The organism is Micromonospora sp. NPDC050795 (assembly GCF_044456785.1).
GTDB lineage: Bacteria > Actinomycetota > Actinomycetes > Mycobacteriales > Micromonosporaceae > Micromonospora.
Map to the genome: position 1 here is coordinate 61,534 of NZ_JBITGE010000007.1, position 14,905 is coordinate 76,438.

The following is a 14,905-nucleotide window of genomic DNA, read 5'->3' on the forward strand; positions in this document are numbered from 1 at the left end:
GGGCCGCAAGGGCGCTCCGGTGACCGGCGCGGACGTGCTGCTGCTCGCCCTCGGCGCGGTGGCGGTCGGCGCGGGCGTGCTGGTGGTGACCACGAAACACCTGGTCCGGGCCGGGCTGTACCTGGTGGTGTGCCTGGGTGCGTTGGCCGGTGACTTCCTGGTGCTCAGCGCCGAGCTGGTGGCCTGGGTGCAGGTGCTGATCTACGTGGGCGCGGTGGTGGTCCTGCTGCTGTTCGCGGTCATGCTGACCCGGGCCCCGATCGGCGCTTCCGACGACCTGGACCGGCCGGGCTGGCCGGCCGCGCTGATCGGTGGCGGCGCCGGGCTGGGGCTGGCCGCGTTGCTGGTCGACGCGTACCGGTGGAGCACGGTCACGTTGCCTGACGCCGGCACCGCCGAGCGGCTGGGCGAGCAGATCTTCCAGTCCTGGGTGCTGCCGTTCGAGGTGCTGTCGGTGCTGCTGCTCTCCGCGCTGGTGGGCGCGATCGTGCTGTCCCGGCCGGACATCGGCCGTGCCGCCCCGCAACGCGACGCAGGCGACCTGGTCGACAGCGAGCCCGGGGGGCGCCGGTGAGGCCGGTCATCCCGTACGTCACCGCCGCGCTGCTGTTCGGCCTCGGCGTGTACGGCGTACTGCGCCGCCGCAACGCGGTGCTGGTGCTGATGTCGGTCGAGTTGATGCTCAACGCTGTCAACCTGATCCTGGTCACCGCGGACACCACCGCCCGCGCCGTGCTCCCGCACTCGGGGCAGGTCTTCGCGTTGTTCGTCATCGTCCTCGCCGCCGCCGAGATCGGGGTGGGGCTGGCGATCGTCCTTCAGCTCTACCGGTTGCGGGCGACCGTCGCGGTGGATGACGTGCCGCTCACCGAGTCGCCGGATCCCTCCGTCGGGCGTGAGCCGGTCGTCGCGGACTCGGAGGTTGGCCGGTGACCGGGCTGCTCGGGGCGCTGCTGCCCGCCGTACCGCTGGTTGCCGGGTTGCTCGGTCTGCTGCTGCCACCGGCCCCCCGGCGCGACAGCGCGACCGGCGGCGACCGGGCCCGGTCGGCCGCCGTGACGCTCGGCGTCACCGGTGCGGCCGGCGCGCTGGCGTTGGCCGTCGCTCTGCTGTTCACCGTCGACGGGGCGACGGAAACGTCGACCACCTGGGTCGACTTCGGCGGGCTGGCGGTGACCCTCGGCGTACGGCTGGACGGCGCCGCCGCGCTGGTCGCGGTGGCGGTCACCGCGGTCGCCCTGGCCGTGCAGGTCTACTCGATCGGCTACCTGCGGCGCGGACCGCACGACGACGTCGACGTGGACCACCGCTACCCGCCCTACGCCGCCCAGATCAGCCTCTTCACCGGTGCCATGCTGCTGGTGGTGGTCGCCGGCGACCTGATCATGCTGTTGGTCGGCTGGGAGGTGATGGGCCTCTGCTCGTACCTCCTGATCGCCCACGACCGCCGACTGGCCGGCGCCCCCGCCGCCGCCATGAAGGCGTTCCTGGTGACCCGGGTCGGTGACGTCGGGTTCCTGCTCGGCATCGCGCTGCTGGGTGTGTCGACGGGCAGCTTCCGGATCGCCGACGTGCTCGCCCACGACCATTCTGGCGCGACGTTGACCGCTGCCGGCCTGCTGCTGCTCGCCGGTGTGGCCGGCAAGAGCGCGCAGTTCCCGCTGCACACCTGGTTGCCGGACGCGATGGCCGGCCCGACCCCTATCTCCGCGCTGATCCACGCCGCGACGATGGTCGCCGCCGGGGTGTACGCGGTGGCCCGGCTCTACCCGCTGTTCACGGCCGCGCCGGTGACGCTGACGGTGCTGGGGGTGCTCGGGGCGATCACGTTGCTGCTCGGCGCGCTCGCCGCCACCGCCCAGGACGACATCAAACGCGTGCTGGCCTGGTCGACGGTGTCCCAACTGGGTTACATGACCGGCGCGCTGGCGGTCGGTTCACCGTCGGCCGCACTGTTTTATCTGCTCACCCACGCCGCCTTCAAGGCGCTGCTGTTCCTCGCCGCCGGTGCCGTGATCCACGCCGTCGGCACCACGCTGATGTCGGAGATGGGCGGGCTGCGGCGCAGCATGCCGGTGACGTTCTGGTGCACCGTGGTGGGCCTTGGCGCGTTGGCCGGGGTGCCGCCGCTGGCCGGTTTCTGGAGCAAGGACGGCGTGCTGACGGTCGCCGAGTCGGCCGCGCTGGAGGGCACCGGGCCCGCCCCGTCCTGGGTGGGCTGGATCGTCTGGATCGCCGGGCTGGTCGGCGTGGCGGTCACCGCCTGGTACGCGGGCCGGCTGCTGCTGCGCGCCTTCTTCGGCGCTCCGCGCCTGCCCCTGCTCCAGCCGCACGACCCGCCGGCCGTGCTGCGCTGGCCGGTGCTGCTGCTGGCCGTGCCGGCCGCGCTGCTCGGTCTGGCCGGGTTCGTCGGGGTGTTCGCCGACCGCCTGCGGTTCCCCACCGTCCCGGTGGCGGGCTCCGAGGACGGCCTGGTCCACCTGGGGCCGGGGGTGCTGCTGCCGCTGGCGTTCCTGCTGTTCGGCGCCGCGCTGGTGACGCTGGGCTGGCGGCGCGACCCGGCCGCCGACCCGGCCGCCGCGCTGGGTCCGCTGCGGCCGGTCTTCGCCCGCGCGTTCCGGCTCGACGACGTCCAGCGCACCCTCGTGGTACGTCCCGTCCGCGCGCTGGCCCGCGCCGCGCGTACGGGTGACGAGGTGGTGGTGGACGGCGCGGTCGAGGGCAGTGGGCGAGCCGCGTCCGGTCTGGGCGCGGGGCTGGCCGCGCTGCACCGCGCGGCGCTGCCCCGGGCCGCCGCCGGCGTACTGGCCGGTGCTCTGCTGATCGGCCTGGCCGCCGCCCTGGTTGGAGTTAACCGATGATGTTGGGGCAGGGGTTGCTGGTCACGGTGCTGGCGGTGCCGGCGCTGGGTGCGGTCGCGGTGGCGGCGACGCCCCGGGACCGGGCGGCCCGGTTGGTCGGCACCGTCGCGGCGGCGTTGACCCTGCTGGCAGCGGTGCCGCTGGTGTTCGGCCGTCAGGACTGGCTGGTCTGGTCGGGTAACGAACCGGCGGTGCTCCCGTGGCATCACCTGGATCTGCCCTGGGTGCCCGGTCTGGAGTTGCGCTTCCACCTCGGCGTCGACGGCATCTCCTGGCCGCTGGTGGTGTTGACCGCGCTGCTCACGTTGCTCTGCTGCGCGTACACCATGTGGCGGGTTCCGGACGGCGGCAGCGGCCGGGCGCTCGTCGCGCTGCTGCTGGTGGTCGAGGTGGGCATCCTGGGCACCTTCCTCGCCCTGGACCTGGTGTTGTTCTTCCTCTTCTTCGAGGTCGTCCTGCTGCCGATGTACGCGATCATCGCCGGCTGGGGTGGCACGGACCGGCGTCGGGCGGCCCGGAAGTTCGCCCTCTACACGCTGTTCGGCTCGGTGCTGCTGCTGGTCGGCGTGTACGTCGTGGTCGCCGCCGCCGGCACCGCCGACCTGGTGACGCTGACCGGTGGCGCGGGGATGTCCCGGGGCACCCAGTTGGCCGCGTTCACACTGCTCGCGTTGGCGTTCGCGGTGAAGAGCCCGCTGTGGCCGTTGCACTCCTGGCTGCCCGACGCGCACACCCAGGCACCCACCGTGGGCAGCGTCGTGTTGGCCGGTGTGCTGCTCAAGATGGGCACGTACGGCCTGATCAGGGTCGCGGTGGGGGTCGCACCGGAGGGCGCCCGTTGGGCCGCGCCGGTGCTCGGTGTGCTGGCCGTCGCCGCGATCCTGATCGGTTCGCTGGTCTGCCTGGCCCAGTCGGAGGTCAAGCGGCTCATCGCGTACTCCAGCGTGGGGCACATGGGCTTCGTGCTGCTGGGCGTCGCCACGCTGACCGCCACCGGCATCCAGGCGGCGTTGATCGGCAACGTCGCGCACGGGGTGATCACCGGCCTGCTGTTCTTCCTGGCCGGGGCGGTGAAGGACCGTACCGGCACGGGCACCCTCACCGACCTGTCCGGGCTGCGGGAGACCTCGCCCCGGTTGGCGGGTCTGCTCGCGTTCGCGGCGATCGCGTCGCTGGGCCTGCCCGGCCTGGCCGGTTTCTGGGGTGAGGCGTTCGCGGTGATCGCCGCCGTGCAGGTGGGCGGTCCGCTCTGGACCACCCTCGGGGTGCTGGCGGCGGTCGGTGGGGCGCTCACCGCCGCGTACTTCCTGCGGTTGCTGCGCCAGGTCACCCACAACCGGCCGAGCCCCGCCGTCGGTCGGGTCGGCCCCGGCCTGGCCGGTGCGGAGTTGACCGCCTGGGTGCCGCTGGTGCTGCTCGCGTTGGCCATCGGGCTGGCACCGACGCTGGTCCTCGGTGTCGCCGAGGCTCCCGTCGACGCCCTGATCGGAGTGGTGTCCCGGTGAGCGCGAGGAGTGCAGCGGAGCGGAGCCCCGCAGTCGCGAACGAAGGCGAGCCCCGATGACCGTCGTGCAGAGCGTGGACAGCGTCGCGCTGCTGCCGGCCTACCTGGCCGCCGGCACGGCCGTGCTCGTGCTCATCACCGATCTGCTCGTGGCCCGGCCACGGGCCACCATCGCCGTGGCCGCGCTCGGCGCGCTCGGCACCGCCGTCGGTTCCGCGCTGGTCGGGGCGGGTGCCGAGCGGCGCACGTTCTGCGTGGGCGCCGACTGCTCCTGGATCTTCGGCGGTCGGGCTGCCCTGATCGCCGTGGTGGTCGCGCTGCTCACGGTGGGTGTGCTCGGGCTGTCGGTGCCCGCGCTACGGGCCGGGCGGTCACCGGTCGGGGAGTACGCCTTCCTGTTGGCCTGCTCGATGACCGGCGGCGTGGTGCTCGGCGCGGCCGGCGACCTGATCACGCTGATCGTCGCCCTGGAGACGCTGACCCTGCCGCTGTACGTGCTGGTCGGCCTGCGCCGGGGGAGCCTCGCGAGCGCCGAGGCCGCGTTGACCTTCTTCGTGGTCAGCGTGGTGGCGACGACGCTGACCCTGCTCGGCGCGGCGCTGCTCTACGCGGTGACCGGTGGGCTGCACCTGGACCGGCTCGGCGCGCTGCTCGCCGAGCAGCCAGAGGTGCGGGACCTGCCGTTGACCACCGCCGCGGTGGCGGTGCTGCTGGTCGGCCTGGCCTTCAAGGTGGCGGCGGTGCCGTTCCACGCCTGGGCGCCGGCCACCTACGACGGCGCGCCGCTGCCGGTGGCCGCGTACCTGTCCACCGCGTCGAAGCTGGGCGGCCTGGTCGCCCTGCTCGCCGTGGTGCAACGGGCGCTGCCCGCTGATCAGACCGGTCCGGTGCTCGCCCTGCTCGCCGTGCTCACCATGACCGTCGGCAACCTGGTCGCCCTACGTCAGCGGCGGACCGTCCGGCTGCTCGCCTGGTCGTCCGTCGCGCAGGCCGGCTACATCCTCGCCCCGCTGGGAGCGTTGGCGCTGGCCGCCGGACGCACGGACGAGGCACGGTCCGCCGCGTACGCGGCTGCCATCGCGTACGCCGTCTTCTTCGTGGTGTTGGAGTTGGCCGCGTTCGCCGGAGTGACCGCGCTGCGGCCGACGGGTGCGGACGGCGGCACGCTGGACGACCTGCGCGGGGCAGCCCGACGGCACCCGTGGCGAGCTGCGGCGTTCGGTCTCGCGCTGGTGGGTCTGGCCGGTCTGCCGCCAGGGCTGGCTGGCCTGTTCGCGAAGGTGACAGTGGTCCGGACGCTGCTGGACGGTGGCGCGGCCTGGCTGGCGCTGGTGGTGGCGTTGAACGCCGTGATCGGGCTCGCCTACTACCTGCGGGTGACCGCCGCGCTGTGGGCACCGACGCCTCTCGCCGCCCCGAACGTCGGCGGCGCCGCGGCCGTACCCGTGGTGGGTGTGGTGGGGGTGGTGCTGGCGGTGGCGACGGTGGCCGCCGTGGTGCTGGGTGTCGCCCCGCAGCTGGTGCTCGACCTGGCCGGCCGTTGACCTGACCTGCGGCCCCGGTCTCAGTGAACTCTCAGCGTTGAGACGGATGGTTGACGGGTACCGGGTTGTTGGACCGGTCAGCGGATCCCGGTGATCCGTGCACCGAAGGAGACATCGTGCACCACAACCGTCTGAAGACCGCAGCGCTGCTCGGCCTGCTCAGCGCCCTGATCCTGGCGGTGGGCTACTGGTTCGGCGGCAGCGGCGGCCTGGTCATCGCCGTCGTCGTGTCTCTGGTCATGAACGGCGTCACCTACTTCTACTCCGACAAGCTCGCACTGCGCTCGATGGGGGCGCAACCGGTCACCGAGGCACAGTTCCCCGAGCTGTACCGGATGGTCCGGGAGTTGGCCACCGACGCCCGGCAGCCGATGCCGCGGCTCTACGTCAGCCCCACCGCGCAGCCCAACGCGTTCGCCACCGGCCGCAACCCGCAGCACGCTGCCGTCTGCGTGACCCAGGGCATCACCGAGATCCTCGACTACCGTGAGCTGCGCGGCGTGATCGGGCACGAGCTGTCCCACGTCTACAACCGGGACATCCTGATCTCCAGCGTGGCCGCCGGCCTGGCCAGCATCATCACCCTGCTGGCGAACCTCGCCTTCTTCATCCCGCTGGGCGGCGGGGACGACGAGGATCGACCCAACCCCGCTGTGCTGCTGCTCACCCTGATCCTGGGCCCGATCGCGGCCACCGTGATCCAGTTGGCGATCAGCCGGAGCCGCGAGTTCCAGGCGGACGCCTCGGGCGCCGAGCTGAGCCGCGACCCGCTGGCCCTGGCCAGCGCGCTCCGCAAGATCGACGCGGTGGCCCGACGTCGGCCGTTGCCGGCCCAGGGGCAGCTCACCAGCACCGCCCACCTCATGATCGCCAACCCGTTCCGGGGTGGCGGCATGGCGGCGCTCTTCTCCACCCACCCCAAGATGGAGGACCGCGTCGCCCGGCTGGAGCAGATGGCCCGCAACTCGGGGCCGGTGCAGTTCCAGCGCTGACCCGCTGAACACCGCCTCCGCCCGTACCTGGCCACGCCGGGTACGGGCGGAGTGCTGTATTTCCGTTGTCTACCGGCCGAGTGATGGCGTTAGGGTCATAACGGCTCACGCTCATTACATCCCCGGGAGGTTCACGGTGACCGCGCTGCGTCAGTACCTGGGTGTCTGGCGGATCCCCGGCGCGCCCATGCTGCTGATCACCGGCATCATCGGGCGGCTCGGAATCGGCATGACCCCGCTGGCGCTGCTCCTGGTCGTCGAGCAGGTGACCGGGCGCTACTCGCTGGCCGCCATCGCCGGCGGCATCTACGCCCTCGCCGGCGCCGCGCTCAGCCCGGTGGCCGGACGGATCGCCGACCGGGTCGGCCCCAGCCCCGTCCTGCTGCTCACCGCCGTGGCCCACCCGCTGGCACTGATCGGGCTGCTGCTGGCCAGCCGCTCCGGCGACGACGCGCTCCCCGTCATCTACCTCGCCGCAGGCGTGGCCGGTGCCACCTACCCGCCGCTGAGCGCCGCCATCCGAGGCGCCTGGAACGACCTGACCAGCCCCAACTCCGGCCGATACCACCTCCGCAACACCGCGCTGGCCGCCGAGACCACACTGTTCGAAATCGTCTTCGTCCTCGGCCCACTGCTCGTCGCCGGCTTCGTCCTCGTCGCCGACGCGGCAGCCGCGCTGATCGGTGCGGCAGTGGTCACCCTGGTCGGCACGACCGCCGTGGCCCTCGGTCGGGTCATGCGCGGCTGGCGTCCGCACCCGCAGGAACACCACGCGCGCGGCCTCGGCCCGCTACGGGTCGCCGGCTTCCCGGCCCTGCTGATCTGCGTCGCCGGCCTCGGCATCGCGTTCGGGGCCGCCGGTGTGATCGTGCCGGCGTTCGCGAGCGACCACGCCACCGGCGACCCGGAGAGCCTCGCCGGCGTCCTGCTCGCCGTCTGGGGGATCGGCAGCGCCATCGGCGGGCTCTGGTTCGGCGTCCGCAAGCCAGCACCGAACATGACCCGACAGTTCGCCCTGCTGCTCGCCGCGCTGGCCGCCACCTTCGCCGTCTTCGCGGTGATGCCCAACCCACTCGCGCTGGGTGTCGCGCTGATCGCCGGCGGGGCCACCATCGCGCCCGCGCTGACCCTGGAGAACACCCTGGTCGGCCGGATCGCCCCGACCGGGATGTTGAACGAGGCGTACACCTGGGTGGTCACCGTCGCTGTGGCGTCGAGCGCCGCCGGCGGCTCGGTGGCCGGAGTGATCGTCGACCACGCCGGTGGCGTCCGCTGGGCGTTCCTGTTCGCCGGGGCCGCGGTCGCCGTCGGGGCGGCGGTCGCCGCACTACCCGCCGGGCCCATCGCCCGCGCCGAAACCACCGCGGTACGCGCCGAACACCCCGTCCCCGTCTGACCTGCTGTCTTCGGGCTGGTCGCTCGCGTCGTGGTCGGCTCGCGTCGTGGTCGGCTCGCGTCGTGGGTCGGCTCGTGTCGTGGTCGGGTTGCCCTTGATCGACTCGGCTTCCTGAAAGTCGCGGCGTCCCAGTCGCCCGGACGCCCCGACTTTCAGAAAGCCGAGTCGATCTCAGCTGGACGCCGTGTGGCCGGGGACCGGATCGCTGTGGATAGCCGTCAGCGGTAGTTGTTGAACTGGAGTGCGACGCCGAAGTCCTCGCCCTTGAGCAGCGAGATGACCGCCTGGAGGTCGTCCCTCTTCTTGCCGGTGACCCGCAGCTGGTCGCCCTGAATCTGCGCCTGCACGCCCTTGGGGCCCTCTTCGCGGATCTTCTTGCTGATGGCCTTGGCCTTGTCCGTCTCGATGCCCTGGATCACCTTGCAGTCGATCTTGAAGATCTTGCCCGACGGGCGCGGCTCCCCAGCATCCAGCGACTTCAGCGAGATGTTCCGCTTGACGAGCTTCTCCTTGAACACGTCCAGCGCGGCGCGGACGCGCTCCTCGGTCTCCGCCTGAAGGCCAATCGCCTCCTCGCCGGACCAGGAGATCTCAGCGCCGGTGCCACGGAAGTCGAACCGCGTCGCAAGCTCCTTCTCCGCCTGACGAAGGGCGTTGTCGACCTCCTGACGGTCAACCTTGCTCACGATGTCGAACGACGGGTTCGCTGCCATGATTCTGCTCCTGCTGTCCGGCGGTCTGGGCCTGCCGTCGGCCGCCGACCAGCGGCACGACCCCCTGACCGTACCCGGTTGCGTAGGTGCCGGGGGGAGCCGCTATCCTTGCTTCCGCCGCCGCGTTACGACGCGGTGGGGTGCCCTGGCGGGTTGCCCGAGCGGCCAATGGGAGCGGACTGTAAATCCGTCGCGAAAGCTTCAGAGGTTCGAATCCTCTACCCGCCACCAGGTGCAGATACGGCCCCTGACCAGCAGAAATGCTGATCCGGGGCCGTTGTCGTTGGTCTGGCCGAGTCCGGCTGAGTCCAGGCGTTGACGACTGGTTGTGGGCAGATGGTGGGCAGGTCGATCTTGCCCGTCAGGGCTTCTCTGGGCTGCGAACGCTCGTGCTCTGGGGAGTCGCCGGCCCGGCGCGAACACGCCTGGAGTGACCGGCTGAGGGCTGCTTGTGGGCTTCGCTGACTGCAGGGCTAGGCCGGGGGCAAGCCAGTCCCGGGGTTGGACTGGCGCGGCAGTCGGAAGCCCTGGCCCTCGATCAGGTCGACATGCTGGCTTCCGTGCCGCCCGGCCGTGCGCGTGCTGCGTCTGGATCAGCTGAGTTCGGGGCGGCGGTCCGGCGGTAGTCGGTGGCTCTCCGCCCCGGCGCCGGAGGCGACCGGGGCGGCTTGCCGCCGGCCGGCTCACCGCCCGCGCCGCGCGGAGCGCGGCGCCTTGATCCAGAACAGAAGAAGTCGGCAACAGCGTGAGGGTGGGAGGTGCAAGCGACGCATCTCGTTGACACACTCTGTGCACGTCGCCCGGTCTAGTCGGTCTGGGTTCGCGACCCGGCGGCTGTTCGTGTACGGCTATCGGTGGTCATTCTCGTTTACAGCGGCTGCCCTGGCCGGTGCTGTCGGGGCCCTACCCACCCGCCCGGCAGCCGAAGCACGCCGCCGGGCCAGGAACGACACCGTGAGTACGCTCTTGCTCTCGAACGTCACAGGAAGGCAGCGCGATTGTGAGCCAGGCGAGTCTGGGTTTGGTGGGGCCGGCCCAGTCGGACCTGCTCGTGCACTTCTGCGGGCGCCCCGAAAGAACGCCTCATACTCCGAACGTTCCGCCGACGATCGCCAGCACCAGCCCCATGATGCGGCTCGACCAGATCCTGGGTGGGGAGAAGCTGCTGGGCTTTCCTCCATTCGGCGCTGAACTCGACCAGCCCACTATCTGCTTCTCGGAGAGCCCAGAGTCCCATCTGGTGCACCTACTGGAGCGGGGATGGCAGCCATGGGGACTGCTGTTCAACCGGCAGTGGGTCTACGACCAGGGTGGCGCCCCGGTGTCGTATTTGCGTAGGGCCAGATGGGAACAGCGACGACGGGAGGATAAGCCCTGGTCAGTCCGCCTGGAAGCGGACCCGACCTACGGTTGGTCGGACTGGACCCATGAGCGTGAGTGGCGGATCCTCCTCGATCCCCAACAGCCCCACCTGACCCTGACACCGCAATCTCTTGCTGGCGTTCTTGTCGCCGACCCTCTCTGGCAACCGACTCCCGTCCCCTGCGGCTATTACATCGACGCGGAAACCGGGCAACTGAGCGACGGCAGTCAGCCGTTCGACCAGCCGTGGTTGTCGCTGCCCCAGCTTTGGACATCCGTGCCGAAGTGGCAATGGGACCCCACAACTCGCAAGCTTCTGAGCCCCACATAGAACACCGGTGTTCGAGGGCAGGCATCGTCCTGACTGGTCCCACTCGGGCTACGAGCTGCGCGGGGGATCCCGTCCCGCCCGATGGGGCAGCCGACTCGTTGGGGGAGCCAGACTGGGTGTCGGCCCCAAACGTCGCCTGATGCCGAGGGACGACGGTGGGCGCGCGCCAGGACATCGTCCTGACCTACCTCGGTCCGCACCAAGCCGCGTGCTGCCTCGGTGCTGCCCTTCCAGCCCAGACTCGGTCGCGGCTGTAGCCCCGACCGCTGGATTGCCTGCGGTGACGTTGCAGACGCCTCCCTGCGCTACACAAGCTAGCCGTCGGATGGACAGCAACGGACTGACAGATGCTCAACACAAGTCTTCTCATGTGGACAGAAGATCCCTATCCTCTGCGCATGACAGCGGAGATCACGCATCGAGATGACTCGGACACGGATCGCGACGCCGTGGTCATGGATGGCTTGGCCGCCCTGGAGGCCGAGCGCGCCGTCAGCACTATCCCGGTCCACGTCAGCTACGAGATCATCAGGCTCTTCTCGGAGGGCCTGTATCAGAGCCCCCACAAGGCCATCGAGGAGCTCGTCAGCAACAGCTACGACGCGGGCGCCAAGCATGTTCACGTGCTGCTTCCGCAAGCCGAGGTTCCCGATGACGACCAAGCTGCGACCGGCACGGAGGTGCCCTGGCAGCTGCCCCCTTTATGGGTAGTCGACGACGGACATGGCTTGGACAGTGACGGGTTCTTTCAGCTGTGGAGAGTTGCCGATTCCGTTAAAGCGGCAGCGCCGCAGGACGCCGAACGCCCTCCGATCGGGCAATTCGGAATCGGAAAGCTGGCCGCTTACGTTCTAGCTTGGCGACTCACCCACGTAAGCTGCGTTGGCGGGGTCATCCGGTCAACGACGATGAATTTCCGCAGACTCGCAGGCATTCACCAGTACAACAATATTTCGCCTTTCGGCCTAGAGTTGCATGAGATAACAACCGAGCGGGCTCAAGAGCATCTCGCCGACATCAAAGACCGAGATCCAAAGGCTTGGGATCTGATGTTTGGAGAATATCCGGCCGAAAGCTGGACCGCCGCCGGGCTTTCAGACTTCAAAGACCTATACGACAAACTTTCGGCGGGCCGGCTGCAATGGGTCCTCAGTACAGGCCTGCCGCTGCATGCCGATTTTCAAATATTCCTTAACAAGAATGAAGTGAAGTCCAGCAAGGAAAATCTTGAAGTCCTGTATCTCCATGAATGCGGGGGAGACGATGCGGTTGCAGAGGCCCTCACATTCAAGACGACGCCGACGGGGGTAGTCATCCCGGGAATCACCGGCGAGGTGACTGGAACTGCAAAAATTTTCAAGAAGAAGCTTACGGAAGGCAAGTCCGACCAGTATTCGCGCAGTCATGGGTTCTTCATTAGAGTTCGTGGCCGAGTCATCAACCTGGATGACCAGCTATTCGGGCTACCGGCACTCAACCATGCGGCTTGGTCGCGCTTCTCTATGGAGATTACAGTCGACGGGCTTCGTGAGCATCTGCTGTCCTCCCGTGAGGGGGTCCGGAATTCACTAGCCACAGATGCGTTCCGCGACTATCTTCGGGGAGTATTCAACGCCTGCCGAAATGCTTTTGATGACTGGAACGAAAAGCAAAAGCACGGCATAGACCTAGACCACTTGCTCAAAGACTCGCCAAGCGCATTTCTGACCGAGCCGCTGATTGACGGCGTGTCCCGCGTTGTGCAAGACAACGAAGAGTCGTTCTACATTGACCTTCCGGAGGTCGAACCAAGCGACCGTGTGGAATGGCTACGAGAGTATAGCCAGAGCGTAAGCCAGGCGCCCTTCAGTGAGTTCATACTTGAGGCTACGGGGCAGTTTGGCCGGGCTGTCCGATACTCACCCGATAATCGCGCGCTGTTCATCAATACGGATCACCCGTTTATCGAAAAGCTCCTTGCAAGCGGAAAGACGAAAGCTCCTGTCTACCTGTTTGGCTCTTCTGAGGTGATGGTAGACCTAATTCTTCAGGATCATGGCCTGAGTCGCGCGGCCATAATCGACTTTATGGCCGATCGGGATCGAGTGCTGCGCTTGGTTGCCGGCGCAGAACCGTCGACTGCTGCTGAAGTGTTGCGGCTATTGCAGAGTGCGAATAAGCATGAATTTGCCCTTGAGCGAGCCGTCGGCCTTGCATTCAGGGTTTTGGGATTCGAGTATGAACGCGGTGGGTTGAACATTCCCGGTGCTGACGGAATTCTTTATGCGCGTCTCGGCCGGGGCAGCGGTGAGTCACTGATTGACTACAAGGTCGTGTACGACTCCAAGCAAACCAACCAGCCTGCCGTTCCAGCGGACAAGATAAACATCGACAGCATTCGCGATTTTCTTAAAAAAGAGTCGGCGGACTTTGCATTCTTCATCGCGGTAGCGTTCGCCGGTCAAGAGCGCGACGACAGTAAGCTGGGCCGCGCCATCATCGAAGCCAAGGAAACCGGGCGACCGGTCTCGCTTTTGGTTATCGATCATCTGCGGCGGCTAGTCGAACTGCACTATCAGCACGGGATTACCCTAACCCGACTGAGGAGCCTGTTCAAAGAGGCGCACACGGTTTCCGAGGTGACCAGATGGATCGATAACCTCGAGCGTGAGTTGTCGGAGCAGGACGAGCGAGTTCCCCTCATGAGGCTGCTAGAAGGACTTGAGGAAGCCAAAGCAGACCATCTAGCGATACCTAACGTCCATACGGCACGGGCTCTGGACTCGGAATTAAAGGCATTCACGCCCGAACGGTTGATTGCCGCATTGCAGGCAGTTGCCACGATCGTGGGGTCACGCTGGATCGAGGTCGAGACCGGCGGAAACATCCGACTACACCACACTGCTCAACAAATTATCGCCGAGGTGGAAAGGCACCTTAGAGGCCTACTCGGCGTAGATGCCATGGAAAGGCGCCCAGTTAAGTGACCGCCACGATGCAGGTTGTCCATCCGTTTCCGGCCCGGATGGCACCTGAGATCGCACGAGATGTTGTAAAGACGTTGCCAGCAAACAGCAAGCTGTTGGATCCAATGTGTGGGTCCGGCACAGTGCTCCGATTCGCGGTCGAGCGAGACGTTCAGGCATTCGGCGTCGATATTGACCCTCTAGCGGTGATGATGGCCCGCACGTGGATCAGTTCGATTGAGAGTGATCAGCTGCTGATTGATACGCACTACTTCATAAAGAAGGCCCGGGAGATCGCGGGTCAAGAGATCGCCCTTCCGTGGCACGATGATGAGACGAGAGAGTTCGCCAACTACTGGTTTGCGGATAAGCAGCGCCGTCAGTTGAGCGCTCTGGCAATGGTGCTATCGCAGTCCAAGAAGAAGTCCAAAGAAGCGATCATGGTAGCGCTAAGTCGCGCTATCGTTACCAAAGATCGAGGCCTATCGCTCGCAAGGGATACCTCTCACAGTCGACCACACAGAGTGTGGAGTGACAACCCTTTGGACGTGTATGACACCCTGCTGCGGAGTGTGAGGACGCTATCCTCACGACTTGGCTCGCACCTGATCCGATCTGTGGGCGACGTTCGCCGCGGCGATTGCCGGGCGCTCCCGCACATCGCTAGCGGGAGCATAGACTGCGTCATCACGTCGCCGCCATACCTCAACGCAATCGATTACCTCCGAGGACACAGGCTTAGCCTGATTTGGCTAGGCTATTCTGTTGCGGAGATTAGGCAGCTGCGCGGCGCAAGTGTTGGTTCTGAACGAGGAATCCAGTCGCTTCCCCTAGACCTTGATCGTTATGTGCGGAGCACCTCCGGCTCTCCACTTCCCGATCGGCACATCGGCTGGTTGAAGCGGTATTACCAGGACGCGACGTCATGCACCAGGGAGCTGGGCCGTGTGGTTCGACCCGGGGGTAAAGTCGTTTTGGTCGTCGGCAACTCTTTTCTGCGCGGGTGTAACGTCGATAACTCGTTGGTTTTTGAGGACCTCCTTCGCGAGGCGGGCTTTGGCGGGATTTCTCGTCGTGAGAGGGAGATCCCGGCCCGCCGTCGCTACCTCCCGCCACCGTCCACCGGCTCCGCGCTCGCTGCCCGGATGCGCTCGGAGGTTGTACTAGCCGGGGAACGGATGTAGGCCGCGACAGCCGACGCCCTCCCGTGCGCCGTCGAGTCGCCCTGTTTCGGGGCGAGGGCCACCACCGGACCGC

At 67.8% G+C, this 14,905-nt stretch carries 11 protein-coding genes and 1 tRNA gene; 11 read left to right on the forward strand and 1 reads right to left on the reverse strand.

Annotated elements, in window-relative coordinates:
• The first annotated feature begins 19 nt into the window (after positions 1-19).
• The 7 genes from ACIBEF_RS08330 (at position 20) to ACIBEF_RS08360 (ending at position 8,297) form a co-directional block, all read left to right on the forward strand.
• A complete protein-coding gene (locus tag ACIBEF_RS08330) occupies positions 20-574 on the forward strand; it encodes an NADH-quinone oxidoreductase subunit J (RefSeq protein WP_355005689.1) in 555 nt (184 codons plus the stop codon).
• Entirely contained in the window at positions 571-933 is a 363-nt protein-coding gene (gene nuoK, locus ACIBEF_RS08335; RefSeq protein WP_396792321.1) for an NADH-quinone oxidoreductase subunit NuoK, read from the forward strand. The genes ACIBEF_RS08330 and nuoK overlap by 4 nt, the downstream gene beginning before the upstream one ends.
• Positions 930-2,861: an NADH-quinone oxidoreductase subunit L gene (locus tag ACIBEF_RS08340; protein ID WP_396792323.1), complete on the forward strand. Its 1,932-nt coding sequence runs from the start codon at positions 930-932 to the stop codon at positions 2,859-2,861. Before nuoK ends, ACIBEF_RS08340 begins: the two co-directional genes overlap by 4 nt.
• Positions 2,858-4,366: a NuoM family protein gene (locus tag ACIBEF_RS08345; RefSeq protein WP_396792324.1), complete on the forward strand. Its 1,509-nt coding sequence runs from the start codon at positions 2,858-2,860 to the stop codon at positions 4,364-4,366. Before ACIBEF_RS08340 ends, ACIBEF_RS08345 begins: the two co-directional genes overlap by 4 nt.
• Positions 4,367-4,421: 55 nt before the next feature.
• Complete coding sequence (locus tag ACIBEF_RS08350; RefSeq protein WP_396792326.1) at positions 4,422-5,909, forward strand: NADH-quinone oxidoreductase subunit N; 1,488 nt, start codon at positions 4,422-4,424, stop codon at positions 5,907-5,909.
• A gap of 116 nt (positions 5,910-6,025) precedes the next feature.
• A complete protein-coding gene (gene htpX / locus ACIBEF_RS08355) occupies positions 6,026-6,901 on the forward strand; it encodes a zinc metalloprotease HtpX (protein WP_124858758.1) in 876 nt (291 codons plus the stop codon).
• Positions 6,902-7,037: 136 nt separating this feature from the next.
• Positions 7,038-8,297 carry an MFS transporter gene (locus ACIBEF_RS08360; RefSeq protein ID WP_396792328.1) on the forward strand — a complete coding sequence of 420 codons (1,260 nt, stop codon included), beginning with the start codon at positions 7,038-7,040 and terminating at the stop codon, positions 8,295-8,297.
• Positions 8,298-8,515: 218 nt separating this feature from the next.
• Here the strand turns inward: ACIBEF_RS08360 and ACIBEF_RS08365 are convergent, their stop codons facing one another.
• A complete protein-coding gene (locus tag ACIBEF_RS08365) occupies positions 8,516-9,010 on the reverse strand; it encodes a YajQ family cyclic di-GMP-binding protein (RefSeq protein WP_091402478.1) in 495 nt (164 codons plus the stop codon).
• 147 nt (positions 9,011-9,157) lie between these two features.
• Between ACIBEF_RS08365 and ACIBEF_RS08370 the strand changes: the two genes are divergently transcribed.
• The 4 genes from ACIBEF_RS08370 to ACIBEF_RS08385 all read left to right on the forward strand — a co-directional run bounded on the left by ACIBEF_RS08370 (position 9,158) and on the right by ACIBEF_RS08385 (position 14,832).
• A tRNA-Tyr gene (locus ACIBEF_RS08370) sits at positions 9,158-9,241 on the forward strand.
• A 769-nt stretch (positions 9,242-10,010) separates the two neighbouring features.
• Positions 10,011-10,703, forward strand: a complete 693-nt coding sequence (locus ACIBEF_RS08375) for a hypothetical protein (RefSeq protein WP_396792330.1) — start codon at positions 10,011-10,013, stop codon at positions 10,701-10,703.
• 398 nt (positions 10,704-11,101) lie between these two features.
• Positions 11,102-13,669 carry an ATP-binding protein gene (locus tag ACIBEF_RS08380; RefSeq protein ID WP_396792332.1) on the forward strand — a complete coding sequence of 856 codons (2,568 nt, stop codon included), beginning with the start codon at positions 11,102-11,104 and terminating at the stop codon, positions 13,667-13,669.
• Positions 13,670-13,707: 38 nt separating this feature from the next.
• Positions 13,708-14,832, forward strand: coding sequence for a hypothetical protein (locus ACIBEF_RS08385; RefSeq protein WP_396792334.1), 1,125 nt, complete (start codon positions 13,708-13,710; stop codon positions 14,830-14,832).
• Positions 14,833-14,905: the final 73 nt, after the last annotated feature.

Bases quoted from the DNA above. Each gene is read 5' to 3' on its own strand.
- ACIBEF_RS08380 (WP_396792332.1), top strand. From the start codon at position 11,102: ATGACAGCGGAGATCACGCATCGAGATGACTCGGACACGGATCGCGAC.
- ACIBEF_RS08385 (WP_396792334.1), top strand. From the start codon at position 13,708: ATGGCACCTGAGATCGCACGAGATGTTGTAAAGACGTTGCCAGCAAAC.
- ACIBEF_RS08365 (WP_091402478.1), bottom strand. From the start codon at position 9,010: ATGGCAGCGAACCCGTCGTTCGACATCGTGAGCAAGGTTGACCGTCAG.
- ACIBEF_RS08345 (WP_396792324.1), top strand. From the start codon at position 2,858: ATGATGTTGGGGCAGGGGTTGCTGGTCACGGTGCTGGCGGTGCCGGCG.
- ACIBEF_RS08350 (WP_396792326.1), top strand. From the start codon at position 4,422: ATGACCGTCGTGCAGAGCGTGGACAGCGTCGCGCTGCTGCCGGCCTAC.